Annotated in this window: 14 protein-coding genes and 1 pseudogene; 11 read left to right on the top strand and 4 right to left on the bottom strand. The window is 71.7% G+C overall.

From position 1 onward, the window contains the following. The first annotated feature begins 220 nt into the window (after nucleotides 1-220). On the top strand, nucleotides 221-2,839 hold the full coding sequence (locus ABZ693_RS23215) for a DUF7824 domain-containing protein (protein ID WP_359880397.1): 2,619 nt from the start codon (nucleotides 221-223) through the stop codon (nucleotides 2,837-2,839). Between the two features lie 120 nt (nucleotides 2,840-2,959). On the opposite strand, the gene ABZ693_RS23210 is transcribed toward ABZ693_RS23215, so the two are convergent. Continuing rightward, on the bottom strand, nucleotides 2,960-4,114 hold the full coding sequence (locus ABZ693_RS23210; RefSeq protein WP_359880394.1) for an RICIN domain-containing protein: 1,155 nt from the start codon (nucleotides 4,112-4,114) through the stop codon (nucleotides 2,960-2,962). A gap of 992 nt (nucleotides 4,115-5,106) precedes the next feature. Here ABZ693_RS23210 and ABZ693_RS23205 point away from each other — a divergent pair. The 5 genes from ABZ693_RS23205 to ABZ693_RS23185 all read left to right on the top strand — a co-directional run bounded on the left by ABZ693_RS23205 (nucleotide 5,107) and on the right by ABZ693_RS23185 (nucleotide 13,292). Beyond that, entirely contained in the window at nucleotides 5,107-8,496 is a 3,390-nt protein-coding gene (locus ABZ693_RS23205; protein ID WP_359880392.1) for an ALF repeat-containing protein, read from the top strand. A 91-nt stretch (nucleotides 8,497-8,587) separates the two neighbouring features. Next, complete coding sequence (locus ABZ693_RS23200; RefSeq protein WP_359880390.1) at nucleotides 8,588-8,977, top strand: hypothetical protein; 390 nt, start codon at nucleotides 8,588-8,590, stop codon at nucleotides 8,975-8,977. 107 nt (nucleotides 8,978-9,084) lie between these two features. Beyond that, nucleotides 9,085-10,536, top strand: coding sequence for an APC family permease (locus ABZ693_RS23195; RefSeq protein WP_359880387.1), 1,452 nt, complete (start codon nucleotides 9,085-9,087; stop codon nucleotides 10,534-10,536). Between the two features lie 138 nt (nucleotides 10,537-10,674). After that, nucleotides 10,675-11,472 carry an SDR family NAD(P)-dependent oxidoreductase gene (locus ABZ693_RS23190; RefSeq protein ID WP_359880385.1) on the top strand — a complete coding sequence of 266 codons (798 nt, stop codon included), beginning with the start codon at nucleotides 10,675-10,677 and terminating at the stop codon, nucleotides 11,470-11,472. Nucleotides 11,473-12,017: 545 nt separating this feature from the next. After that, nucleotides 12,018-13,292, top strand: a complete 1,275-nt coding sequence (locus ABZ693_RS23185) for an MFS transporter (RefSeq protein WP_359880382.1) — start codon at nucleotides 12,018-12,020, stop codon at nucleotides 13,290-13,292. Between the two features lie 107 nt (nucleotides 13,293-13,399). Here ABZ693_RS23185 and ABZ693_RS23180 read toward each other — a convergent pair whose 3' ends face one another. After that, nucleotides 13,400-14,107: an SDR family oxidoreductase gene (locus tag ABZ693_RS23180; protein ID WP_359880379.1), complete on the bottom strand. Its 708-nt coding sequence runs from the start codon at nucleotides 14,105-14,107 to the stop codon at nucleotides 13,400-13,402. 861 nt (nucleotides 14,108-14,968) lie between these two features. On the opposite strand from ABZ693_RS23180, the gene ABZ693_RS23175 reads away from it, so the two are divergent. Both ABZ693_RS23175 and ABZ693_RS23170 read left to right on the top strand, forming a co-directional pair. Continuing rightward, on the top strand, nucleotides 14,969-20,140 hold the full coding sequence (locus tag ABZ693_RS23175) for a DUF6531 domain-containing protein (protein ID WP_359880494.1): 5,172 nt from the start codon (nucleotides 14,969-14,971) through the stop codon (nucleotides 20,138-20,140). Between the two features lie 25 nt (nucleotides 20,141-20,165). Beyond that, nucleotides 20,166-20,483 (top strand): hypothetical protein, encoded by a 318-nt coding sequence (locus ABZ693_RS23170; RefSeq protein ID WP_359880376.1) that lies wholly within the window; start codon nucleotides 20,166-20,168, stop codon nucleotides 20,481-20,483. Between the two features lie 146 nt (nucleotides 20,484-20,629). Here ABZ693_RS23170 and ABZ693_RS23165 read toward each other — a convergent pair whose 3' ends face one another. Next, nucleotides 20,630-20,986, bottom strand: coding sequence for a hypothetical protein (locus tag ABZ693_RS23165; RefSeq protein ID WP_359880373.1), 357 nt, complete (start codon nucleotides 20,984-20,986; stop codon nucleotides 20,630-20,632). A 223-nt stretch (nucleotides 20,987-21,209) separates the two neighbouring features. On the opposite strand from ABZ693_RS23165, the gene ABZ693_RS23160 reads away from it, so the two are divergent. Beyond that, entirely contained in the window at nucleotides 21,210-22,412 is a 1,203-nt protein-coding gene (locus ABZ693_RS23160) for a DUF4241 domain-containing protein (protein WP_359880370.1), read from the top strand. Between the two features lie 192 nt (nucleotides 22,413-22,604). On the opposite strand, the gene ABZ693_RS23155 is transcribed toward ABZ693_RS23160, so the two are convergent. Beyond that, on the bottom strand, nucleotides 22,605-23,090 hold the full coding sequence (locus ABZ693_RS23155; protein ID WP_359880367.1) for a carboxymuconolactone decarboxylase family protein: 486 nt from the start codon (nucleotides 23,088-23,090) through the stop codon (nucleotides 22,605-22,607). A gap of 192 nt (nucleotides 23,091-23,282) precedes the next feature. Here ABZ693_RS23155 and ABZ693_RS23150 point away from each other — a divergent pair. Beyond that, a pseudogene (locus ABZ693_RS23150) lies at nucleotides 23,283-23,453 on the top strand (sigma factor); the annotation flags it as partial. Between the two features lie 747 nt (nucleotides 23,454-24,200). Further along, complete coding sequence (locus ABZ693_RS23145; protein WP_359880364.1) at nucleotides 24,201-24,743, top strand: LuxR C-terminal-related transcriptional regulator; 543 nt, start codon at nucleotides 24,201-24,203, stop codon at nucleotides 24,741-24,743. Nucleotides 24,744-24,913: the final 170 nt, after the last annotated feature.

Genomic DNA, 24,913 nt, shown 5'->3' with positions numbered 1-24,913 from the left:
ATCAAGAAGTGGCCTATTGGGGGGCGTGGATGGGCGACTTTCGTGTGTGTCGGGGAATGCCGTTTGAACAAATGGCCCGCCGTCCGAGCGGGGCGGTGGCGGAGGGCCGGCAGCGGTGTCAGTGGGCCCGCCTAGGGTGCCGATCAAGAGCCACCGCCGGTGCCGCGACCGGGGCCGTTCCGGCAGCCGACGCGACCACTGCCACCACGGGAGACGCACGATGACCAGCCCGCTCGACCCTTCCGAGATCCTCACCGCCGTGCGCGCCGGAGACACCGGCCGGCTGCCCGTGCTGCTGGCGCCGCTGGACCGCGCGCAGCGCCGTGAGCTGCTGGCCGGGCTGAAGGAACTGCGTGCCGAACTACGGGCCTCCCGCTGGGACCGCTGGCGGGAACGCACGCTGGTGAGCCCCGCCCTGCTCGTCGCCGGCGCCGCCTGCCAGACCGGTGCCGCCGCCGCGGCCTCCTGGATAGGCGGCCGCGACATGCGCCGCTCGCGGCGCACCCCCGGCCGTGAGCTCGTCGAGGTGCTCGCGGACCGCGACCCCCAGTGGCTCGGCGACCTCGCCCACCGGCTCGCGGCCCGCCCCTCCACCGCCGAGGAGGACTACCCGCTCATCGCCGAGCTCGTCCGGCGGGCCGGCTGCCCCATGCCCACCAGCGACGGCTGCGTCGAAGGCTGGGCGACGGCCGTGTGGTCCGAAAAGGGCACGCTCACCGACGCGTTGCGCCGCGATCCGCACCTCGCCGCGTTCGCGCCCCGTCTGTTCGAGACGCCGGAACCGGTCACCTCCCTCACCCGGTACAACGATCCGGCCGCGCACCACCACTGGCCCGGCGCGCTGGCCCGCCTCGCCGCCGAGGGCCGGCTCGACCGCGACGTACTTCTCGACGCCTGCGTCGCCCGCCTGCTGCGCGGCGGCACACTGCTCCAGCTGAAGCCGTACCGGTCCGTCCTGGAAGCCCTGCACCCGACCGCGGAGGAGGAACAGAAGCGGACCGCCGACTGGATCGCGCTCACCGCCGACGCGCCGTCCCCCGTCGCCGGACACGCGCAGGAGGTACTGGCCCGCCTCGCCGCGGCCGGGCAGGTCGCTCCCGCACGGCTGGCGGAGATGTCCGCCGCGGTGTTCTTCCGCCCGGAGAAGAAGCTCGTACGGGCCCAGTTGGTGCTGCTCCGCAAGGTACTCGCCCGCGAACCGGCCGCCGCGTCCGCACTGCTCCCGGTGCTCGGTGAAGCCTTCGGCCACCCGGACACGGACGTCCAGGAGCGGGCCCTGAAACTGGCCGCCGCGCACCTCGGCGAGGACGAGGCCGCGCGCGCCGGACTCGCCGACCGCGCCCATCTGCTCAGCCCCGTCCACCGTGCGGAGGCCGTGGCTCTGTTCGGCGCGGACGCCGCCCCCGAGGAGGACACCTGCCCGTACCAGGAGATCCTTCCGCCGCCCTCGCTGCCCACGCCGCTCGCCCCGTCCCCCGAGTCCATCGACGAGACCGTGGAGCTCGTCGTGGCCGTCGTCAAGTCTCCTGCCGAGTCCGTCGAGGCGTTCGAGCGGGCCTTCGACGGACTCGTCCGCCGCGCCCACCGGGACCGCGCCGCCCTGGCCGCGGCCTTGCGGCCGGCCCTGGCCGACCGTTACTGGCTCGACCCGGTACACCGTCGCTACTACACGAGCGAACTGCCCGGCCTGGAGCACGTCGCCGCCGCCGTCCTGGACGCCCGGCCTTCCGGGCCGGAGCCGGAGGCACTGGCCGGCTGGCGCAGCGACTGTCACCACAGCGACGCCTCCGAGGCCCGCCACGCCCGCCTGGCCGAGGCCGCCCAGCGCATCACGACCGGCCCGCTGCCCTTTCTGCTCGCCACTCCCACACGGAGCAACGGCGCCCTGGACCCGCACGTCCTGGTCGCCCGGCTCGCCGAGTACGCCCGGCTGGGTGCCGCGCCCGGCCCGGTGGACTTCGCGCAGGCCCTGCTCCGGGTACGCCGCGACGCGTCCGCCGCGCCGGACGCGACCGCCCTGGGCACGCCCGAGGGTCTGCGGCTGGCGGCCTGGCTCGACGGGGCCGGCCGGCCCGCGACCGTCACCCGCGATTCCTCCCTCGCCGGTCGCCACGTTCTGGAGACCGGCGAGCGGCCCGTGGTCGTGACGGAGTTCCCCGCCGCGTTCCGCGCGCTCGGGCAGGCGCGGAAGACGGCCGACCGCTGCTGGGACGGAGGGGACCCCGAGACGCTGATCGCACTGCTGCCCGAGGACCGGGACACCCTGGCCGCCTGGTCCCTGCCGGCCGTCACCTCCTGCGCCGCCGACGACGAGCGCGGCGGCACCGGCATCCTGCCCGGACTCGCCGCCGCGGGCCCCGCCGGAACCGCCGGACCCGCCCTCCACCTCGCGGTCGCCACCGGCCTCGGGGCCCGGCACGCCGGGGACCGGCTCCGGGCGGTCGACGCGCTGCTCACCCTCGCGGGCCGCGGCGAGCTGGACCCCGTACGCCTGGGAGCCGACCTCACCGAACTGCTCGATCTGGACACGCTCAAGCCCAGCCGGCTCGCCGACGCGCTGCGCACCGCGGCCGCGACGGGTGCCTACGCCACCACCTGGGCCGTCCTCGCAGGCGTCCTGCCCACCCTGCTCGCCGGCTCGGCGGATCCGCGCGGCGCGGGGGAGTTGCTGGAGACCGCCGCCGAGTGCGCCGAGCAGTCCAGGGCCGTGGCGGAGCCGCCCGCCGGACTCGACGCCACCGCGGCCCGTCCCGGCCGCTCCCGCCTGGTCGCCCAGGCGGCCCGCCTGCGCGACGCCCTGCACCGCAACCGGGAGGCGCCGGCCATGGCCGCGGGGTGAGGCGGCCGCGCGGGGTGAGGTCATCCGGAGGGGTGCGTATGCGCGGTGGAGCCGAGGAACCGGCGCACAGGCCGTCGGCCTGTGCGCTCCGCTGTCGGCCAGGCCGGTGCACGGCCTCGGTCAGTACGAGAAGGTCCACTCCTGGGTGGGCATGTCGTGGCAGGTCCACTGCTGGGCGCGGGCACCGTTGGTCAGCAACGAGTTGTCGATCTCCAGGCACTTGCCGCTGTTGCGGTTCTTGAGCCAGTAGCCCCAGCCGGCCTTGACGAGGTCCCAGCGCTGGGTGGGGATGTCGTAGCAGGTCCACTGCTGCGCGCCGGCGCCGTCGGTCAGCAACGAGTTGTCGATCTCCAGGCACTTGCCGCTGTTGGCGTTGCGAACCACCCAGCCGTTTCCGGCCCAGCGCAGGTTCCACCGCATGGTGGGCATCTCGTAGCAGGTCCACTGCTGGGCCCGGGTGCCGTTGGTCAGCAGGGAGCTGTCGATCTCCAGGCACTTGCCGCTGTTGGCGTTGACCAGGGGCACCTGCCAGTCGGCGGTCACGGTCTGCTGGATCCAGGAGGCGAGGTCGTCGGTACGGGCGGAGACGGCGCCCGTACGGGTCTCGGTCGTGGGTGTGCCGAGGCAGCCGCCCTGCCAGGAGCGGGAGTTGACGCCGACGATCCGGCCGTCGGCGTTCAGCAGCGGACCCCCGGTGTCGCCCTTGCAGAGCGCGTCCGTGCCCTTGCCCGTGAGGGCGAGGCTGGTGGACGTGCTCGAGTCCACGGTGAAGGTGCCGGTGTGGAGCTTGTCCGGTACCCACTCCGTCTTCGTGCGGCCGAACCCGGCCGCGGTCAGCTCCGTGCCCGGGGCCGGCAGACCGGTGGCCGGGGACGCGGGCGTGAGGGTGGTGACGGGGGTGGTGAGCCGGACCAGGGCCGCGTCGCGGTCGTCGCGCGGGGCGATCTCGGCGATGTCGACCGTGGTGCCGTCGCGGAGTACCGCCGTGGCCTTCAACGCCGGTTTGCCCGCCGGAACCGGTGTACCGGGAGTGGCCGCGAAACAGCTCGCGGCGGTGAGGACCCAGACGGGGTCGACGAGGGTGCCGGTGCAGGCGCGCGCGTCGGCCTCGTCGCCGAGCCGGAGCTTCACGACGGCCGGGAGCTGTCCGGCGGTGGCCTCGGGGCCGGTCACGGCCGCGGCGGGAGTCGCCGGAACGGCGAGCCCCGCCGATATCGCGGCGATGGCGGCCAGCAGGCCGGGGATCCGCGCGACGCGCGGACGGGGAACGGACATGTGCCTTCCTTCGACAACAGAGCGCGGAATTGCGGGAATATCCGCATGCGCCACGGCCCGACCCGGCTGCTTTGGCCGGGCGGATTCACGGGAATGGCGTCATACGGAGGTGTGGCGCGGGAGCCGCCGGCGCTATGTGCCGGGTCGGATCTCCATGAGCGTGACGTCATGACTCCGGGGGTCGGCGCTTTCGCCGTCCGGCGTACGGGACCGGATCTCCCTCAGGTCCGGGGTGCCGGCACGGTCCGCCGTCGGAATGCGGCCGTCGCACCGCTTCAGGGTGATGTCCCGCTTTGCGGGGATCTCTTCGGTCTTCGGGTGGCCGCAGTCCTCGATCGCATATCCCGGCACCTTCTCGGCGGCCGCCGTCCTCGCGGAGGCGTCCACCCGGGCGGACCCGCCAGGGGCTCCGTCGACAGCGAGCCGGGCCGGGGCACCTGCGCGCGGTGCGGTGCCGGCGGTCCGCGGCATTGCGTGGTGTGCCGTCATCGATGTCCCGTTCATTGATTCCGGCCATGGGCCGGAACTGCGGTCGACGCGTGAGCGAGGGGGCAGGCCGATGGGGGGGGGTGCCGCGCGATCCGACGCTGCGTCAGCTCCCCTGAAATGTCCCCGTCTTGACCGGGATCGTAGTGATCGTCGGAGGAAATTCAACCGCCGCCGAGAAAGATTGACGCTTTCGAAAGAGTGGAAGAAAGCCCTCCAGATCAAGTGACAAGTGATGTACGCCACTTCGCGCGTGAGGGAATGGGGGCACGTCCTCCTGGATTCATGCACAAAGGCCGTCTTCGAACTGCCGCGTGTGCACGGAATGCGCGCTTTGGCTGGGCGGTCGTGATGGCCGGTCCATGCCCTCCGGACATTCTGACGGGTGTTCAAGCAGCTGCCCGCTGCTTAGGCTCGCGGAGCAACGCTCTCGGAACTCGCCGGGGAACACCCATGTCTCGGTGAAGGAAGCGCGCGCCGTCAGGCGCCGATAGCGAAGGGCTGTTTTGGACACCATCTATTGGAGCCGGCGCCGGGTTCTCGGCGCTGTCGCCGCCACCGCTGTTGCCGTCACCGCATCGAGTCTCGTGCTCAACCCCGTGGCCGCCCTGGCCGCCGTTCCGCCGCCGGGCGGCGAGGACGGCGACCCGTTCGGTCTTCCCGACACCGACCGGGCCAAAGTCGTCAAGGCCTGGCTGCTGGGCGGCAGAGCCGTCCGGGCCGCCGCCGAGGAAGCGCTGACCGGCACCGACGCGGACATCCAGAACTTCCTGGCCACCAAGCTGGCTTCGGAGACCGCCGAGGACAACCGCGTCGCGATCGCGAGCTCCATCGCCGGCGGCGGCAAGGGGAGCCGGCGCGAGGCCACCGCCGCGATCGACGGGGGCGACTCCGCTATCGCCGCCTATCTCGCCGGCGGGTTCAAGGCCGCCATCCAGGAGGACTTGCGGGTCGCCACGGCCACGGTGATGGCCGTGGGCGGCAAGGCGGTCAACCGCGTCGGCAACACCGCACTGAACGACGGCTCGCAGACGGCGCTGGAGACGTTCCTCCTGGACGGCCAGTACACGGCCCGTCTGGAGGACATGCAGGTCGAGGTCTCCAAGCTCTCCTTCCAGGCGGGTCCGGAGGTGCGGAAGTACGCGGACCGGGCGCTGTCCGGTTCCGCCCGGGACATCGAGTGGTTCCTGGAGACCGGCCAGCACATCGCGCGGGCCCGCGACCAGGAGACCATGCAGATCCAGGAACTGGTCGCGGTCGTCCAGCGCGAGGGCAAGAAGGCCGAGGCGATGACCTCGCAGGCCGAGGAAGCCTCGGCCCGGGCCGTCGAGGCCGCCGCCAAGGCCAAGGATGCGGCCGAGAAGGCCGCCGCGGAGGCCCAGGCCGCGCAGCAGGACGTGATCAAGTCCGGCAAGGCGGCCCGCAAGGCCGGCGAGGCCGCCTCGGGCGCCGCCGACGCGGCACGGGTCGCCACCACCGCCTCCCACGCCGCCATCCAGGCCTCGCGCCGTGCGGCCAACGCGTCCACCGCCGCGAGCCAGGCCGCCGCCAACGCGGGCTCCGCCGCCGCCCGGGCCTACAACGCGGCCATCGCCGCCTCGAAGGACGCCGGCCAGGCGCAGGCCGCCAAGGACGCCGCCGTGGCCGCCCGCAACGCCGCGGCCCAGGCCCGCAGCGCGGCCTCGGCCGCCGACAGCGCCGCGACCGCCTCCGCCCGGGCCGCGTCCGCCGGCGCCTCCGCCGCGTCCGCGGCGCGTAACGCGGCAGCCGCGGCGAACGCCTCGGCCGCCGCCGCCAGTTCCGCCGGCGCGGCCCAGGCCGCGGCCGCCGAGGCCAGGCGCCAGGCCCAGATCGCCGGCACCAACGCCACGATCGCCACCAACGCCGCCGGCACCGCCCAGGCCCTCGCCAACTCGGCCGCGGCGGCGGCCCGTACCGCGCGCGACGCGGCCAACAGCGCCGCGGACCACGCCGACAACGCCGCCACGGCGGCCGAATGGGCCGCGAAGTACGCCGGTCAGGCCGTGGAGTACGCCAAGAAGTCCACCGAGTTCGCCAACGCGGCCACCACCGCCGCGAACGTCGCGACCACGGCGGTCGGCAAGGCCGTCGAGGTGGAGAAGGCCGCCCGCGAGGCGGAGTGGCAGCGCCTCGACGAGGACACCCAGCGGGCGGTCGAGGAGGTCCGGCTGCTCGCCCGGCTCGAGCAGGACGAGCGGGCCGCGTATGTCGAGAAGCGCACCCAGGCCGAGCGGACCGCACAGGCCACCAAGGATCTCATCGCCCAGGCGGAGACGGCGCTCCAAGCCGGCGACTCCGCGCTCGCCGCCGGGCTGGGCCGCAAGGCCGCCGTCGCCGTGATGAGCGCGACCCACGGCACCTGGTCGCAGGAGGCCGCGCGGTTCGCCCTGTCCGGCGTGGAATCCGACGTCCACGTCTGGATCGACACCGACCGTCAGCTCGCCCAGCGGCAGGACGACCGGGAGACCAGCCTCTACCTGGCCCAGACCCTGCCGCCGGACATCGGCTTCGCCGCGGCCAGGGCCCTGGAGAGCGCCGACCAGGACGCCGTGGGCACGTTCCTGGACACCGGGCTCGTCCAGGCCGCCTCGACGGAAGCCCGCGTGGCGGTCGCCCGAGCCCTCGCCGCCAACCCGGGCAAGGCGGTCATCAAGGCCGCCAACGCCGCCCTGGACGCCGGGACCACGGAGGCGCTGTACGAGTTCCTCACCGTCACGGGCGAGGAGGCGCAGCGGGAGGACGACACCGTCGCCACCGCCGCGCTCCTCGCCTCGGCCACGTCGGGCCCCTACACCAAGGCCCACGCCCAGACCGCGCTGGAGGGGCCGGCCTGGATGCGCCGGAACTTCGTCGGCTCGGTCCAGCACTGGACGGCGCAGCTCGACTTCGACTCGGCCAGCCACATCGCCGGCATGCAGGGCGCGATAGCCGCGGCCGCGAAGATCGCGCACAAGGCCCAGGAGGACGCCGCCCGCGCTCAGCAGGCGGCGGCCACGGCCCGTAACGCGGCCGCCGAGGCCATCGAGTGGGCGAACAAGGCCAAGGAGTGGGCCACGCAGGCGGCGAACTCCGCGAATCAGGCGAAGGCGAACGCCGACGCGGCCGACCAGTCGGCCAGGGACGCGCAGGCGTCCGCCGACAAGGCGAAGCAGGCGGCGGCCACGGCCCGTACGGCCGCGCGCTCGGCGAACTACTCCGCCAACCGTGCCTTCTCCGCCGCGCGCAGCGCGTCGGCGTCCGCCAACGCCGCCCAGTCGTCGGCCGCTTCCGCCCGCGCGTCGGCCGTGCAGGCCGGCCAGGACGCGCGGACGGCGGCCGCGGCCGCGAGCCAGGCCCACCAGATCGCGGCGGTCAAGCGGCAGCAGGAGATCGCCGCGGCGGCCAAGCGGGCGGCCGAGGCCGCGCAGGCCGCGAAGGACGCGGGCAAGTCTCCGGTCGACACTCCTGACAACGACAGCGTCGACGGCAGTGACGTTCCTTGGTACAAGGACCTGAAGTGGTGGGCCAACGCCACGAGTTGGGTCAGCACCGGCCTGGGCTACGCGAGCGCGCTCGCGGGCATCGCCGGACTGATCTTCCCGCCCGCCGCCATCGTCCTGGAGCCCCTGGCCCTCGGCCTGGGTATCGCCTCCGCCGCGGTCTCCGGGGTCAGCACGATCCTCAACGGTTTCGCCTACGGCTGGAACAGCAGCGAGTTCTGGGCCTCCGCCGGCGGTACCGCGCTCGGACTCATCACCTTCGGGCAGTCTCAGTGGATCGGCTCCCTGGGCAAGGTGGGCGGAAAGGTGGTCGCTCCCGTGGCCACGAAGATCACGCAGTTCGGTCACGACCTGATCTCCCCGGTCACGTCGACCCTGTCCTCGATCTTCGGCTGACAGGGCAGGCGACAACGCCCTGACGCATCTCGTCGGGGCCAGGAGAGAGCCGCGCCGGCTCTCTCCTGGCCCGGCCGGGAAAGGAACCGGCATGCTCGCGCGACTCCCCGTCGGCTGGCTGGTGGCCATGGCCGCCTTCGCCACGGCCGTCCTCTGCCTCGGTGTGCAGCGCTGCGCGCGCACCCGCGGCCCGGTCGCCAGGACCGCCGTCCTCTCCTTCGCGTTCCTGCTTGTCATGACCGGTATGGGCAGGCTGGGAATCGTGCCGTGGGACGCCCGGCAGATGATGGTCATGTACTCCTTCGTCTGGGTCGGGTTCACCATCGGCGCGCTCCCCTCCGGAAAGCGGCTCCGGGAGGCGTTCGCGGCCGGGGACCGGCGGCCGGAGAGCGACGCGCCCGCGTTGCCGGTGCGCTACGTGGTCTTCATGTGCGTGGCTGTCACCCTCGCGCTCTTCCTGGCGTTCCCGCTCGCGATGTGACAGGTGCTCCGGGCCGGGGTCGGCGTCGCCCGAATCGGGGTAGACGAGTCGGGTGACCATGTCCGCGCGCACGGCAGTCCACGACCGCCGCCTCGACAAGGAGCGCCATGTCCCGAACGGACGCGACGAGTTCCGCCGTACAGGGTTCCGACGGCCGGCCCGAGCTGAAGCGCGTGATGGGTCCGGGTCTGCTGCTGTTCATCGTCGGTGACATCCTCGGGACCGGCATCTACGCGTTGACCGGGCAGGTCGCGGGGGAGGTCGGGGGCGCGGCGTGGCTGCCGTTCGTCATCGCGTTCGCCGTCGCGCTCGTCACGGCCTCCTCGTACCTGGAACTGGTCACCAAGTACCCCCAGGCCGCCGGTGCCGCCCTGTACGTGCACAAGGCGTTCGGGAAACACTTCCTGACCTTCCTGGTGGGCTTCGCCGTGATGTGTTCCGGCATCACGTCGGCGTCCGCGGCCTCGCGGGCCTTCGCGGCGAATCTGGTGACGGGCTTCGGGATCGACGCGGGGAACCTTCTCGTCCTGCTGATCGCCCTCGGCTTCATGTGCCTGGTGCTGCTCGCCAACCTCCGCGGTGCCGCGGAGAGCCTCAAGGCCAATGTGCTGCTGACCGCGGTGGAACTGTCCGGTCTCCTGCTCGTCATCCTGATCAGCGGCTATTTCATCGCGGGCGGGAACGCGGACTTCTCCCGTGTCGTCGCCTTCGAGAGCGGCCCCGAGAAGGGCGTCTTCCTGGCGGTGAGCACCGCGACATCGCTGGCGTTCTTCGCGATGGTCGGCTTCGAGGACTCGGTCAACATGGCGGAGGAGACGAGGAACCCGACGCGCGTCTTCCCCCGGGTGATGTTCACGGGTCTGGGCATCACCGGACTGATCTACGTCCTGGTGTCCGTCTGCGCGGTCGCCGTGGTCCCCGTCGGCCGGCTCGCCTCCAGCGAGACCCCGTTGGCCACGGTGGTGCGGACGGCGGCGCCCGACTTCCCCATCGCCGACCTGCTGCCGTTCATCTCCATGTTCGCGGTGGCCAACTCCGCGCTCATCAACATGATGATGGCCAGCCGTCTGCTGTACGGCATGAGCAGACAAGGCGTGCTGCCGCCCTCCCTGGCCAGGGTGCATGCCGTACGGCGCACTCCGCAGGTGGCGATCCTGTTCACCACCGTCATCGCCTTCGGCCTCATCACCTTCGTCTCGCTGCGACCCGACAGCCCGGTCGTCGCCTTGCTGGGCGGGACGACGTCACTGCTCCTGCTCACCGTGTTCGCGGTCGTCAACCTCTCGGTGCTGGTGCTGCGCCGGGACACGGTCGATACCCACCACTTCAGGGCGGGCCGGGTGCTGCCCGCGGTGGGCGCCCTCACGTGTCTCTACCTGGTCCTGCCCTGGTCCTCGGGACGCCCCGCCGACCAGTACCGCATCGCCGGGGCCCTCCTGCTGATCGGCGTGGTCCTGTGGGCGGTCACCTGGTTCATCCGGCGCCGCACACCGGTCCCGGACGCGGTCCCGGACGCGGACCGACCGGACGAGACGGTGCCGTACACCCCTCCTTGGTGACGCCGCATCACCCGGATCCTTGCGGATGCGACAGCGTCACCGGTCCGATGACGGTCTGCTGGAGGCCGGCCACCCGTGGTGCTGTCGCCGTGTCCGCGTGGTTTACCGTGCGGCATGACGCCGTTACAGTCCGATGTCATGACGGAGACCAGTGGGGCCGGAGTGGGCGGGCGGCTGGCCGGGAAGGCCTGTGTGGTCACCGGCGCGGCCAACGGGATCGGCCGCGCCGTTGCCGAACTCTTCGCCCGCGAGGGCGCGATGGTGGTGGCCACCGACCTGGACGAGGACGGTCTGCGGCGGTTGGCGGAACAGCTGCCGCGGGCCGTCACCACCGTGGTCGGCGACGTGTCGCGGGACGAGGACGCCCGGCGGATGATCGCCGCCGCCGTCGAGCGGCACGGCCGGCTGGACGTCCTGGTGGCCAACGCGGGGGTGATCCCGCTGTCGGAGATCACCGAGGCCGGCGCCGAGGACTGGGACCGCGTGATGGCCGTCGACGGCCGGGGGATGTTCCTCACCTGCAAGTACGCGATCGAGGCGATGGCCCCGGGGGAGAGGGGCGCGGGTGGTGATGGTGGCGCCATCGTGTGCGTGTCGTCGATCTCGGGCGTCGCCGGACAGCGCGGCCAAGCGGTTTACGGGCCCGCCAAGTTCGTCGCCTCCGGACTCACCAAGCACCTCGCCGTGGAGTGGGCCGACCGCGGCATCCGGGTCAACGCGGTCGCCCCCGGTACCATCACCACCGAGCGCGTCGCCCGCCTGCGCGACGAGCCCGGCGGGCCCGCGTACCTCGCCGACATCGAGCGGCTCCACCCCATGCGGCGCCTCGGCGCCCCGGCGGAGGTGGCCGCCGCCGTCCTCTTCCTCGCCTCCGACGAAGCGTCCTTCATCACCGGCGCCGTGCTCCCCGTGGACGGTGGCTACCTCGCGCAGTGACGGCCGATAGGTGGTCGCTGTGCACCTCCCGACTACGCGCCGGAAGCGCGGACGGCGGACAGGGACCGCTTCTGTACGCCGTCCGCGTCGAAGTTTTCGGGCGAGAGCCACTCCCGCAACGCCTTGCCGACATGCGGCCGGTCGGAGTCGATGACGGAGTGCCAACCGCTGTCGCCATGCCCGCTGAACGCGCGGGCTCCGATCCGCCAACCGTGCGCCGCCGAGCCGACGCAGGCCCTCGGAAACTCTCGCAGGAATACCCCCCGGGGGTATATGGTTGCGGTGATCGCGGGGAGCGAGAACCCCCGGGAGAGCCGCACGCATTCATCAAGGAGGTGCCATGAACGACCACGCTCGTCCCGAGCGCCGATGTCGGCGGGGCAGCTGTCGTACGAACCCTCTCGCCGGCGCCTGCACCCATCCCTCCGTTTCTCACGTCGGGGAGTGACGCCAGTGCCCAGCGAAGCCGCCCTTGCCTGTACCCGCGGGGCACGGCCGCCACCTCTCGGCCGCGCCCCGTCGCATGAACCCGGAAGGAACCCGTCATGCGACTCTTCGCCATCCGCGACTACCGCCATCTGTTCGGCGCCCAGGTCATCGCCCTCTTCGGCACCGGGCTGACCACCGTGGCCCTCGGCCTCCTCGCCTACGACCTCGCGGGCCCTCGCGCCGGCACGGTCCTCGGCACCGCCCTGACCATCAAGATGGTCATGTACGTGATCATCGCCCCGCTGGCCGCCGCGTACATCGACCGGCTCCCCAGAAGAGCCCTCCTCGTCGCCCTCGACGTGATCCGCGGCGCGGTCGTCCTCGCGCTGCCGCTGGTCAGCGAGGTCTGGCACGTCTACGTCCTGATCGGGCTGCTCCAGGCCGGCTCCGCGGCGTTCACCCCGACGTTCCAGGCCGTCATCCCCGACATCGTCACCGACGAGTCCGCCTACACACGTGCGCTGTCCGCCTCCCAGGTCGCGTCCACCATGGAGAGCCTGCTCAGCCCGGTGCTGGCCGCCGTCGCCCTGACGTTCATGAGCTTCGACCGCCTGTTCCTCGGCACGTCCGCCGGATTCCTCGTCTCCGCCGTGCTCGTCCTGTCGACCCGTGTCCCCGACGCCCGCCCGAGCACCCACGCGAAGGCCTGGGACAAGGCGGCGGCAGGTGTCAGGACCTTCCTCACCACCCCGCGGCTGCGCGGCATCATGGCGCTGAACCTGACCGTCGCGGCCGCCGGTTCGATCGTCGTCGTGAACACGGTCAACTACGTACGCGACGAGCTCGGCGGCTCGCAATCGGACGTCGCCTGGATGCTCGCCGCCTCCGGCACCGGCACGCTCGTGGCCGCCCTCGTCCTCCCGCGTGTCCTCGACCGCGTCGCCGCCCGCACCGTCATGATCACGGGCGCCGCCGTCCTCGTGGCCGCGACCACCGCCGCGGTGACCGTCATCGCGACCGGCCTCGGCACCTGGACCGGTACGGCGGTCATCTGGGCGGTGACCGGCGTCGGCATGGCCCTGGTCATCACCCCGACCGGCAAGGTCCTGCGGGCCTCCGTCGAACGCGGCGCGATCCCCGAGGTGTTCGCGGCCCAGTTCTCCCTGTCGCACCTGGCCTGGCTCGTCACCTACCCGATCGCGGGCTGGCTCGGCACGATCGCCGGCTTCTCCCTCACCTGGAGCGTCCTGGCGATGCTCGCCGCGGGGGGAGCCGCCGGAGCCCTCGTCCTGTGGCCGCGCCACGAGGAGCGGGAGACCGCGAGCGTGCCCGCGGCGATCACCCGGCACGCGTCGAGCAACGACCCGTCCACCCTGGTCAAGGCCGCGTGAAGCGTCACGTCCGACATCCCAGGACCCTCGATGAGGGGCCCGGCATCAGCCGGGCCCCTTCCGGATTCGGTGGGTGGAGGGAAGCGGCCGACACCACTGGAACTTCCTCACCAGGCCAGGGGTTCGCCCTCCCGGAAGAAGCCGCCGGTGGGGCCGGAGTCGGGCAGGGTGGCCGCCCAGACGACGCCGGCGGCGCCCTGGTCGACGGGGGCGCCGCCCGGGCCGCCCATGTCGGTGGCGGTCCATCCCGGACAGACGGCGTTGACCAGGATCCGCTCGGCGCGCAGCTCGTCGGCGAGCTTGCGGGTCAGGGCGTTGAGAGCGGCCTTCGAGACCCCGTAGGCAGGGGTGCCGCCGGACATGGTCTCCAGAGAACCGGACTCGCTGGAGACCATCACCACACGCGGGTGGGGCGACCGGCGCAGCAGCGGCAGAAACGCCTGCGTCGCCCGCCAGGCCCCGAAGAGGTTGGTCTCCAGGGTCCGGCGGACCTCGTCGAGGTCGACGGAGACGGCTCGCCGGGACGTGTCGTAGTTGACGGCCGCGTTGTTGACGAGGACGTCGAGGCGCCCGAACTCCTCCTCCACGCGATGGGTGAGGGCACGGACGTCGTCGGCGTCGGTCACGTCCAGCCGGCAGGGCACCAGCGCGCCCCGGACTCCGGGGGCCAGATCGGCGACGGCCCGTTCGGCGTTCTCCGGGCGGCGGGCGGACAGCAGGACGGTGTGGCCGAGTCCGGCAAGCCGGCGCGCGGTCTCCCGGCCGATCCCCCTGTTGCCGCCCGTGACCAGCGTGACCGGTGCAGCGGTGCTCATGCTTCTCTCTCCTCAAGCGGACGATTCGGAGTCGGTCAGCACCGTATGCCGTCGCTCGACGTACGGAGATCGGGCCCGAGGCGGAGACGGGCCGCTGCCTTGGACGTAGGGCCTTTCTTTTGGATCTTGCTGGGCTCGCGTGCCCCGGCACGCGCTCCCCCGTAGCCCTTCGGGCACGGGAGGTACCCCCACGCCGCGTTGTCGTCAGTCGCCAACTCCCCCGTAGCCCTTCGGGCACGGGAGGTACCCCCACCGCGTTGTCTCCCTCCTCCGCCTTGCGATCACCCGCACCGGACCCCGCTCCCTGATCCAGCCTGATCCAAAAGAAAGGCCCTAGCCCTCACGCCCTGAGTCCGCCCCGCATCCGAATCCGTGCCGGCTTCGCGGCGCCCTCCGTGGCGGCCCCGTGTCTGCGTCCGCCCCACGTCCGTTCGAGGCCTGTCGTCTCCTCAGCCCTCCACCGTCAAGGGCCCGTTCACCTGCGCTGACGCCCCCGCATCGTCGCGTCCACGCCAACCTCGGCACGCGCCCCTCCGCGCCCGTCCCTGTGACCAGGGCACTTCACCTCCCCTCACTTCGGCCCCACCACCACAATCCAGCCTCATTTCGTCCCACGCGTTACGGCGGAGGCTTTGTGGATCAGCATCACCGAGTCCCTGCCCACTGCTGCCTCACAGGTGATTCACCATGCGCACACAGGCTCGAAGACTCGGTATGGCCTTTCTGGCCTTCCTCCTTCTGGCGATAGCGGCCGCCACCCCGTCCTGGGCGGTTCCCCCGGACCGGCCGGGCGGTGCCGCGGCGAGCGTCGTCCAGGCCAAGGCCCGTACGGCCGAGGACCTGCCCGATCCGCCCAAGGCGATGACGCTGACCGAGCGCCGGAAACAGGTCGCGAAGGACCGGCACGAACAGTCGCCCATGCGCGGCTATATGAACGCGCCGGAGCGCGAGGCCACGGCCACCCCTCACGGCCGGCCGAAGACGGAGCGCGTCGAGCGCGGTCCCGCCGCCCAGCCGGGCGCGGCCGCGCAGCGCCTCGCCGCCGCGCCCGGGAATCCGGTGTCGGTGTCGGCCTGGGCGACCGCTTACCCCGGCATGCTGTCGATCGGCGGGCAGGTGAAGCTGCCGCTGCGGGGCTCGTCGTACACCGGACTGTGGCTGTACGTCCTGGACGAGGCGGGCGTCCCCGTCGTCCAGCAGGAGATCAAGAAGTCCACCGACGACCCCAGCGGCGACACCCCGGACACCGGCGCCTGGTGCTACGACTGGTGGGCGGCCAACTCCTACCCCACCGACCAGTGTTTCTGGTGGGCCGGCGGTGAACTGGGCGGCATCCTGCAGGACGGCAAGAAGTACTACGCCTGGGTCTTCCTGAACAACGCCGACGGTTCGAGTCCGGGCGGCACCACCTCGGGGCTCGTGCAGGCCTTCTACACGCCGGGTATCCCCGGCGCGGCGGCGGGCATCTGCACCTGTTACGCCCAGGCCCACCGCGCCGACCCGGTCAACACGGCGACCGGCATGTTCTACGAGCGGCTCACCGACGCCTCGCTGACGGGTCCCGGGATTCCGCTGGCCCTGGAGCGCACCTACCGGTCCGACTCGACCACCACGGGTCTGCTCGGGCGCGGCTGGACGACGCCGTTCGACACGCGGCTGACCCTCGCGACGGGCAAGGCGACGTACCGGACCGGCGACGGGGCGTCGTTCGTCTTCACGCAGGCGAGCGACGGCACGTACACCGCGCCGGCGGGCACGACGGCCAAGCTGGTCAAGGGCACGAGCACGTACACGGTCACCACCCCGGACCACACGGTGCGGACCTTCGACAGCACCGGCCTGCCGACCTCGGTGGCGGGCGCGGCGGGCAAGGGCCTGAGCCTGACGTACGCGGCGGGCAAGCTCGCCTCCGTCAAGGACGCCGCCGGCCGCACCACCTCCTTCACCCTGGGCGCCGACGGTCTGCTCGCCACGGTGAGCCTGCCGGACGGCACCTCGGTCGCGTACGGCTACACCGGCGGTCTGCTGACCTCGGTCACCGACCCGGCCGGCCGGACGTCCACGTACGCCTACGACACGAACAAGCGGCTGTCGTCGTACACCGACCCGGCGGGCGGCACCGTCAGGAACGTCTACGACGGCGCGGGCCGCATCACGTCCCAGACCGACCAGAACGGCAAGACCACCACGTTCACCTGGGACGGCAAGAGCGAGTCCCACACGGTCGCGCCCGACGGCGGCGTGTGGACCGACGTCTACGCGAGCAACGTCCTGATGGAGACGATCGACCCGTACGGCAAGAGCGTCACCTACGACTACGACCGTCAGCTGCGCCCCGTCGCCCTCACCGACCAGCGGGGCAACACCACGGCGATGACGTACGACACCGCCGGGCGGATGCTCACCCGCAGCGCGCCGGCCGCGCTCGGCTACCAGGAGGGCTGGGGCTACGACACCGGGGGCAACCTCACCAGTCACACCGACGGCCGCGGCAACAAGACGACGTACGCGTACACGGCGAACCGGCTGACATCGGCGACGGACCCGGCCGGCGGCAAGACCGCCTACACGTACACCGCGTTCGGCTCGCTGGAGACCGTGACGAGCCCGCGCGGCAAGGTCACCACGTACGGGTACGACGCCGCGGGCAACCGGACGTCGGTCACCACGCCGCTGGGCGAGAAGACGACGTTCACATACGACGCGGCGGGCCGTGTCCTGACCAGGACGGACCCGCGCGGAAACGTCTCCGGCGCCGACCCGGCCGCGTACACCACGACGTACACCTACGACGGTCGCGGTCTGCTCGGCTCGGCCAAGGACGCCCTGGGCCGTACGACGACCTACGCCTACAACGGCGCCGAGCAGCTGACGTCCGTGCGCAACCCCGCGGGCGACACCGCCACGCTCGGCTACGACGACGCGGGGAACCTGACCCGGACCACCGACCAGGCGGGCAAGTCCCTCACCCGCACCTACGACGCGAGCGGACGGCTCGCCTCCGAGACCGACGCGGCCGGCGGCCGGACCACGTACGCGTACGACAAGGTGGGCCGGCTGCTCAGCAGCGTCTCGGCACGCGGGAACGTCTCCGGCGCCGACCCGGCCGCCTTCACCACGTCCTACGTGTACGACGCGGCCGGCAACCTCACCGAGACCACCGGTCCCACCGGCGCGGTGACGAAGACGACCTACGACGCGGTCAACCGGCCGCTCGTGGTCACCGACCCGCTGGGCCACACCACCGGCTACACCTACGACGCCAACGACAACGTCACCAAGACCACCGACGCCGCGGGCAAGACGACCACCGCCGTCTACGACAAGAACAACCGGCTCGGCAGCAGCACCGACCAGCTGGGCAAGACCACGACCTACGCCTACGACGCCGACGGTAATCTCCTCGACCGCGTCTCCCCGCTCGGCCACAAGTCGAGCTGGACCTACGACGGCGACGGCCGCCAGGCCACCGCGGTCGATCCGCGCGGCAACGCCACCGGCGCCGACCCCGTCCCGTACACGACGACGTACGGCTACGACCCCGCGGGCAACCCCACCAAGGTCACCGATCCGCTCGGCGGGGTGACCAGCACCGCCTACGACCCCGTCGGCAAGGTCGTCGAGCGCAAGGACGCCGACGGGCGCACCACCACCTACGGCTACGACGACCGGGACCAGTTGACGAAGGTCACCGCCCCCGGCGGCGCCGTCACCGCCTACGGGTACGACAAGCTCGGCAACCTCACCGGGCGCACCGACGCGGGCGGCCGCGTCACCGCGTACGGCTACGACGCGGTGCACCGCCTCACCTCGGTCACCGACCCGCTGGACCGGAAGACGACCTACGCGTACGACGCGGAGGGCCATGTCACCGGCAAGACCACACCCCGCGGCACCACCGGGTACACCTACGACCCGCGCGGTCTGCTCACCAAGGTCGACTACTCGGACGCCACCCCCGACGCGACCTTCGGCTACGACGCCGCCGGGCAGCTGACCGCCCGGGTGAACTCCACCATCTCCGAGGACTTCGTCTACGACGCGGTCGGCCATCCGACCAAGACGCGCGGCTTCGCCTACACCTATGACGCCGCCGGGCGGATCCTCACCCGCAAGTACGCCGACGGCAACACGATCACGTACACCTACGACGCCGACGGCCGGAACGCGACGATGGCGGCCGACGGCAAGACCACCACGTACACCTGGGACCCCGCGGGCAACCTGGTCGCCTCGGCCCTGCCCAACACGGAGACCGAGGAACGCACCTACGACCGGGCGGGCCGGGTCACCGCGGTGACCGCCGCCAAGGCGGGCGCCACCGTCACCAAGACGGCGCTGACGCTGTCCGCGGCGGGTCTGCCCACACGAGTCGACGTCACCCGGGCCGGCGTCGGCACCGGCGGCTACGACCTCACCTACGACGCGGCCGGCCGGCTCACCTCCGGCTGCGCGCCACAGCCCTGGGTCACCGGCTGCGCCGCCGGCCGCACCACGTCCTACACCTACGACAAGGTCGGCAACCGGCTGACCTCCACCCTCGGCACCACCTCGACCAGTTACGCCTACGACGCGGCCGACCAGCTCACCTCGGCCACCACCGGCACCACGACGACCGCCTACGAGCACGACGCCGAGGGCAACCGGACCAAGGCCGGCGCCGACACGTACACCTACGACCTGGCCGGACAGATCAACGCCGCCACCGTCGGGGGCGCCTCCTACACCTACGACCACGACGCGAGCGGGAACCAGGTCGCCACCCTCAAGGACGGCGCGGTCACCAGCCGCACCCAGTGGGACCCCAACGCGCCGCTGCCGATCCTGGCCACGGAGTACGACAGCGCCTGGGCGGTCAAGCAGTCCTACCGCTACGACCCGCTCGGCCAGCCCACCGCCACCAAGACCGGCACCGGCGAGCTCTTCTACTACCACCACGACACCCAGGGCTCCCCGGTCGACGTCGTCGGCGGCACCGGGACCCTCCACCAGCGCTGGGCCTACGACTCGTTCGGCACCCGCGTCCTGAACACCACCGCCGCCGGCGCGCCCGCGAGCACCCCGTCGTACACCGGCGCCCGGTACGAGACCACCACCGGCAACCTCGACCTGCACGCCCGTCAGTACGACACCGGCACCGGCCGCTTCACGCGGTCCGACCCGGCCGCCCGGGACCTGTCGACGCCGTACGTCTCCGCGTACGCCTACGCCGACAACGTGCCCAGCGCGCTCACCGACCCCAGCGGACTGACCCCCGGCGACCCGGACGACGACCGGGTCGGCAGCGTCGGCGAGGTGCTCGGCATCTTCGGCGACGCCTTCGTCGACGTCGCCAAGTCGCCCTTCGTGTTCCTCGGGGACCTGAAGGACGCGTTCACCGGCGAGAACGGCGGCGCGGGCGGTTTCCTCGACAAGTACCTTCCCGTCCGGCCCGCCTACCGGCTCTACCGCGCCGAGTACATGCTCCGGCAGCAGGGCTGCGACGCGCTCGCCGATCTGTACGCGGAGACCGCCGACGAACTCGTCCAGCAGCTGGTCGTCACCGGGGTCGGCGGACTGACCGGATGGCGGCGGGCCGCGGTGGCCACGGAGCGGGAGCTGCAGTCCGGCGGTTCGGCCTTCCGACGGCCGCGCGGCGAGATGGACTTCGAAGTGGAGTGGGCGGACCACGCCTACAACGCGATCCGCGCCGACGCCCAGCTCGACCGGGTGGCGCAGAGCGCGGCATCCCGCGGCTATTCCGCTGCCGACATCAACCAGATCTACAACCACCTGTTCGTCGAAAAGCATCAGCTCGACGCGGGAATGCTGCGATTCGACGCCAATCCGCGGATCGCCAGGGCCTGGGAACGCCTTCAGAACGGAAACCCGCATCCCAGCGACTTCGATCTGCTCGCACACGAACTGTACGAGTCGAGCTGGATGCGTCAGCACGGCGACCAGAACTACCGCCGCGCCCACCAGGCGACCCTGGACGCCGGCCGCACCTGGGACGAACACGCGCCCGCGGCGGACGGGATAGGCTTCAGATGATCGGATCCCTGGCGCGAGCGAACGGATGGAAGCCTTCGTGACAGCATCACTGACCTGCAGGAAGACCCTTTCTTCCGAGGCCGGATCCGTCTACGCCTGGGAGACCGCGGAAGGGGCTTCCGGGAGCATCCTGATCGACGTGGGGGAATCGGTCGCCCGCCCCTGCACGCCGGAGGGAACTCTCCTCGGAGCCATGCTCCTGGACCGGAACGTCGGGAACGTGGAAAACCCCGACCCGGATCCGGTGATCCGCCGCGCCTTCCTGATCACGGCATCGGTGATCTTCCAGGAGAGGGAGCGGCAGGGACGACTTCCCGACGAGATCACACGCACCTACTGGTAGGCGCCACCTCACCATCCGAGAGGCCGTGCTCAGCCCGAGCGCGGCCTCTCGGCATCGGCATACGACCGGGCGACGCCCGTCTGCGGAGTCCCCGCCCGGCGGCGACAGGTCGCTCCCGTCCACGAACGGGATCCGCCCGGCAGCCCTCAGAGCGTCGGGACCGGGGGCCGGATCGGCATGGTCCCGGCTATCCGGGCGGTGGCCGCGCCGGTCGCGTAGAACGTGGACCCCGCCACGGCGAAGGGGAGGGACAAGGCGAGGACGCCGAGGAGCTTCGGCCAGTCGCGGGACGTGACGCAGACGGACGATTCGTTGTGCAGCCGCTCGGTGGCGATGCGGGCCCTGCAGTCCCGGTCGTGCTCGCCGGCGGTGTACGGGAACAGCAGCAGGATCGCGAACCAGATCCATGCCAGCCCGGCCACGGCGAACAGCAGGATTCCGATCCTCTTGGTGGCGTGGGCCTTGTCGCGGAGGTCCATGACGACGTGTGCGCTTGGGTTCATGATCCGTCAACCTATCGCGCGTCCCCCGGAGCGCCTGGACGCCCTCAACTGGCCTTGAGCGTACGAGAATGGCGCCTGGGACGGACACCCTGGCCCCCGTGTCACACCGCAGTGGCAGACTGCGGGACAACGATGCTTCGGAAGAGCAGGGCGTTGCGGCAGGGGTCACCCGTCGAACGTCACTGTTCGAGGGTGGCTGGTGCCACGGGGGAGGGGTGCGGCGGTGATCTTCGACAGTCTTGATGTGTCGTACGGCGAGATGTGGGGTTCCCATCGGGGACCGACCCATCCGGACCCGATGTCGCGCGCGCTCGCGGCACGCAAGCACGCCGCCGGGATGGGTTACGCGGTTCTGCTGTCCGCGCGGGAGCAACCGCTGGCACTGGTCGAATACTGGCCGCGCCGGATGTGGCGTGTGTATCTGTTCGACGACAGGTCCTGGCGCACGCAGATGATCGACCTCAAGCCACAGGGCACGGGGATGTTGCTGGCTCAGCGAAACACCCGATGGCAGTTCTCCGGTGAGCGGGAATACTCGTCCGGGAAGTGGGACGTTCAGGAGACCACGACTGTCTCGGCCGACGGGCAGGTCGAGGTGAGGTCCGAGTTCGCCGAGCCGCGGGGAGCGGCGACGGAGTCCCCGCACGATCGGACATCCGGCGCGTCGAACGTCCCCGTGCGGCGGTTCGCGGCGCCCGTCGACAGCTTCCTCTGCCCCGTACCGGAATTCGGCGACTGGCAGGTGTTCGCGCCGTTCCTCGCCCAGCAGGGCCATGAGCCCGCCACGACCGTAGTCCTGAACGACGTGTCGGTGGACGAAGGGCCGGGACCGCTGCGCCCCACCGGAATCGAGCGACTGTTCAGTCCGGGCGCGAGCGACACCGCGGACGGGCCGGCCGTCGTCGAACCCGTCGACGCCGGTCTGCTGCGGATCACGTCAGGGCAGCTGGTGGTCTCGGACCCCGGCTGGATCAGCGACCCACGGACCGTCGCCGTGCCACAGGGCGAGTTCCCGGTCACGCTGTCGCTCTTGCGCACGGCGTACGGGGTCAACGTCGCCGCGGCCAGGGTGACGTTCCTGGACGTCCCGCCCCGCGAGTGGGACATGGCCCTCGGCCCCGACGAGGACCTCGGGCTGCTCGGCGACGGCCAGTTCCACGGGGTCGGCGTGGATACCGGCACAGCGGCTTTCATGGATGCGACTCGGACGGTGGCCGAAGACCAGCTGGACGAGGACCTGTTCATCCCCCTCGACAGCCACTTCAGCGTCGAACTGCCCGGCCCGGAGCCCGAGCCGAACCTCATCGCCTTCCGCGCCGGCCAGGGCGACGGGACCTACCCCGTCTGGATCGGCCGCACCGATGACGGACAGGTTGGTTGCGTCGTCGTCGACTTCCGGCTCTATTCCGCCGCAGAGGGAGCGTAAGGAGCCGCCGACCATCGGCGCGAGGCCGCACCACCCGAGACCGGGACCACGACGAACCCCCGGAGCGCGCACGGTGATGGAGGGGCTCGATGACTCGCGACCTGCATCCGGACCTGCCCCCACCTGGCTGCCGACCGCTCCCGCACGACCGAGACCGGCCCCGATCCTTCGATCGGGGCCGGTCTCGGTGCGTCAACCGGTGACGGTGGTCAGGTTGCCGGGTGCGTAGGATCCACCCTGGCTGTTGAGGATCACGCCGAGCCGGTTGGTCGCGTTGATCATGGCGACGAGGGAGACGAGAGCGATGGCCTGCTCCTCGTCGTAGTGCTTGCGCACCCGGGCCCAGGTCTCGTCAGTGACCCCTGCGTGTCCGTCGGTGATGCGGGTGCCTTCCTCGGTGAGGGCCAGCGCGGCTCGCTCGGCGTCGGTGAACACGGTGGAATGCCGCCAGGCGGCGACGAGGTTGAGCCGGGCCGCGTCCTCGCCGGCCGCGGCGGCGTCCTTGCCGTGGATGTCGACGCAGAAGCCGCAGCCGTTGATCTGGCTGGCTCGCAGCTGCACCAACTCCTGGGTGGACTTGGGCAGCGGCGACGCCTGGATGACCTGGCTGACGGCGTAGATCCGCTTGCCGACCTTCGTGCCGAGCTCGGTGTCGAACAGGTTCATACGGGTTTCCATCGGGGCTTCCTCACTCATGGGATCGCGTGGCTGATGCCCATGAGGCGCCGGTCGCCGCGTTCCTGTGACACGGGGCGGAGGTGATGTGGGTCACGGGGTGCGGCTGTCACGGAACCAAGGCCGGCGGCGTCCCGTGCGCGCGACACGCACCACACGCACCACACGCAGCGAGGCAGAAACCGGGAACTGGCGATGGTGGACAGGGATGCCGGTATCCATGCGGGGGCGACCGCGGCCGCGACCGAGGCCACGGACAGCTTCATTGCCCATCGCAATCTGCTGTTCACGGTGGCCTACGAGATGCCGGGCTCGGCGGCCGACGCCGAGGACGTCCTCAAGGAGACGTGGCTGCGCTGGTCGGGGCCCGCCGCGAGTACGAGAGCCGGGTCAGCGAACTCCCGCCCCGACCATGAGCGTTGTCACCGATGACCGCTGTACCGATGTTCCCCGAGGCCGCTCTGCGAGAACACGGCCGCAGAGGCGGAACCTCTGGCGGGGGCGTGTCCGCATGGCCCCTGCCGCCCGGCCCCGGCTCCGCTCTGCCCGCGGTTCTTCAGCCCTCGGCCGAAGCGTGCCGTTCGCACTGGCCCCTCGGCGGCTCCTGGCGTCTTTTGAGCCTTTCGAGCGCCCCCGCTCCCGAGGGGGTCCACGGAGGGCGTTCACATCCCGGCGAGGATTGGCAAGAGGCGACGGGGTCACGTACGAGAGATTTTGACCCTCATTTGCCGTGGATTTCCTCCGCTTCGACTTTCGGGGCCTTCCGGCGCCGGAAGGACGCATGATCGAAATCACACGGCGGTTCAAGCACTCGGAAAATGGCCGGAAAGTGTTGCCTTGTCAGGCGGGTTGTCCGGCCTTAGCCTCCAAGGTGCCGACCTGTTGCGATATCGCCCCGATCGGCGGAAGGTCGCGGGAACGTGGAGGCACACACCATTGTCGCGAGGCCGACCGCCGGATTCGGTGCGGTGCTTCGCGAACCTCCACGTGCAAAGGGAAAACGGTATTACCGTGGTGACCAAAAGTCTCACCGCCTCATCCACCGCCGGTGTCACAGCGGGCGCCGGCGCGAACCGCCGCCGCACCTACACGGCTCACGCGAGTACCCACGACATGACCATCACCGCGGCGGAATCCGACTTCGCGGCCCGGTTCGGCCTGAGTCCCGGCCAGATATGCGGGCGCGCGCTGAGCGACCTGCTGCAGGCGGGCCCGCCCACGCGTCTGCGTGACAGGGTCGCCGAGCTCTCCGAGGGCCGCGCGGGCTGGTTCACCGAGCGGGTGACCGGCCGACACGCAGGCGGCCGTGCCTTCGCCGCCGACCTGACGGCCATCGCGGTCACCGGCGCCGCCGGGACGGCCGGACTGGTCCTCCTGTTGCATCCGTTGGGCGAGGTGGACGTGCCGCGCCCCCGCGAACTGACCCTCAGCGCGCTCGACGCGCGCATGCTGGAGGGCGTGGCGGTCGGTGCGTCGACCGTGCAGCTGGCCGCCCGGCTGTATCTGAGCCGCCAGGGCGTCGAGTACCGCGTCGGCCTGCTGCTGCGCCGTTTCGACGCGCCCAACCGGCCCGCCCTGGTGGCCCGCGCCCATGCCCTCGGCCTGTTCGCACCGGGCCAGTGGCCGCCGCAGGTGCTGCCGGACCTCGTCGAGTGACTCCGGCGGTGGCCAAGGCCGTGGCCGTCGCTTCGACGGGACCCGGGCAGACCGGATCCGTCCGCCGGACGCCTGGCCCCGCAGGCTCCTCGTCCACACCCCCGACAGTTCGCCCAGCGACTGGAAGAAGACCCACAGCATGAACGCCGAACCGAGCAGCGGCCACGCCG

The organism is Streptomyces laurentii (assembly GCF_040635425.1).
In the GTDB taxonomy this organism is placed as follows: Bacteria; Actinomycetota; Actinomycetes; order Streptomycetales; family Streptomycetaceae; genus Streptomyces; species Streptomyces laurentii.
The sequence above is the reverse complement of the archived record's forward strand: the minus strand, read 5'-3'. Positions and strand labels throughout refer to the sequence as shown.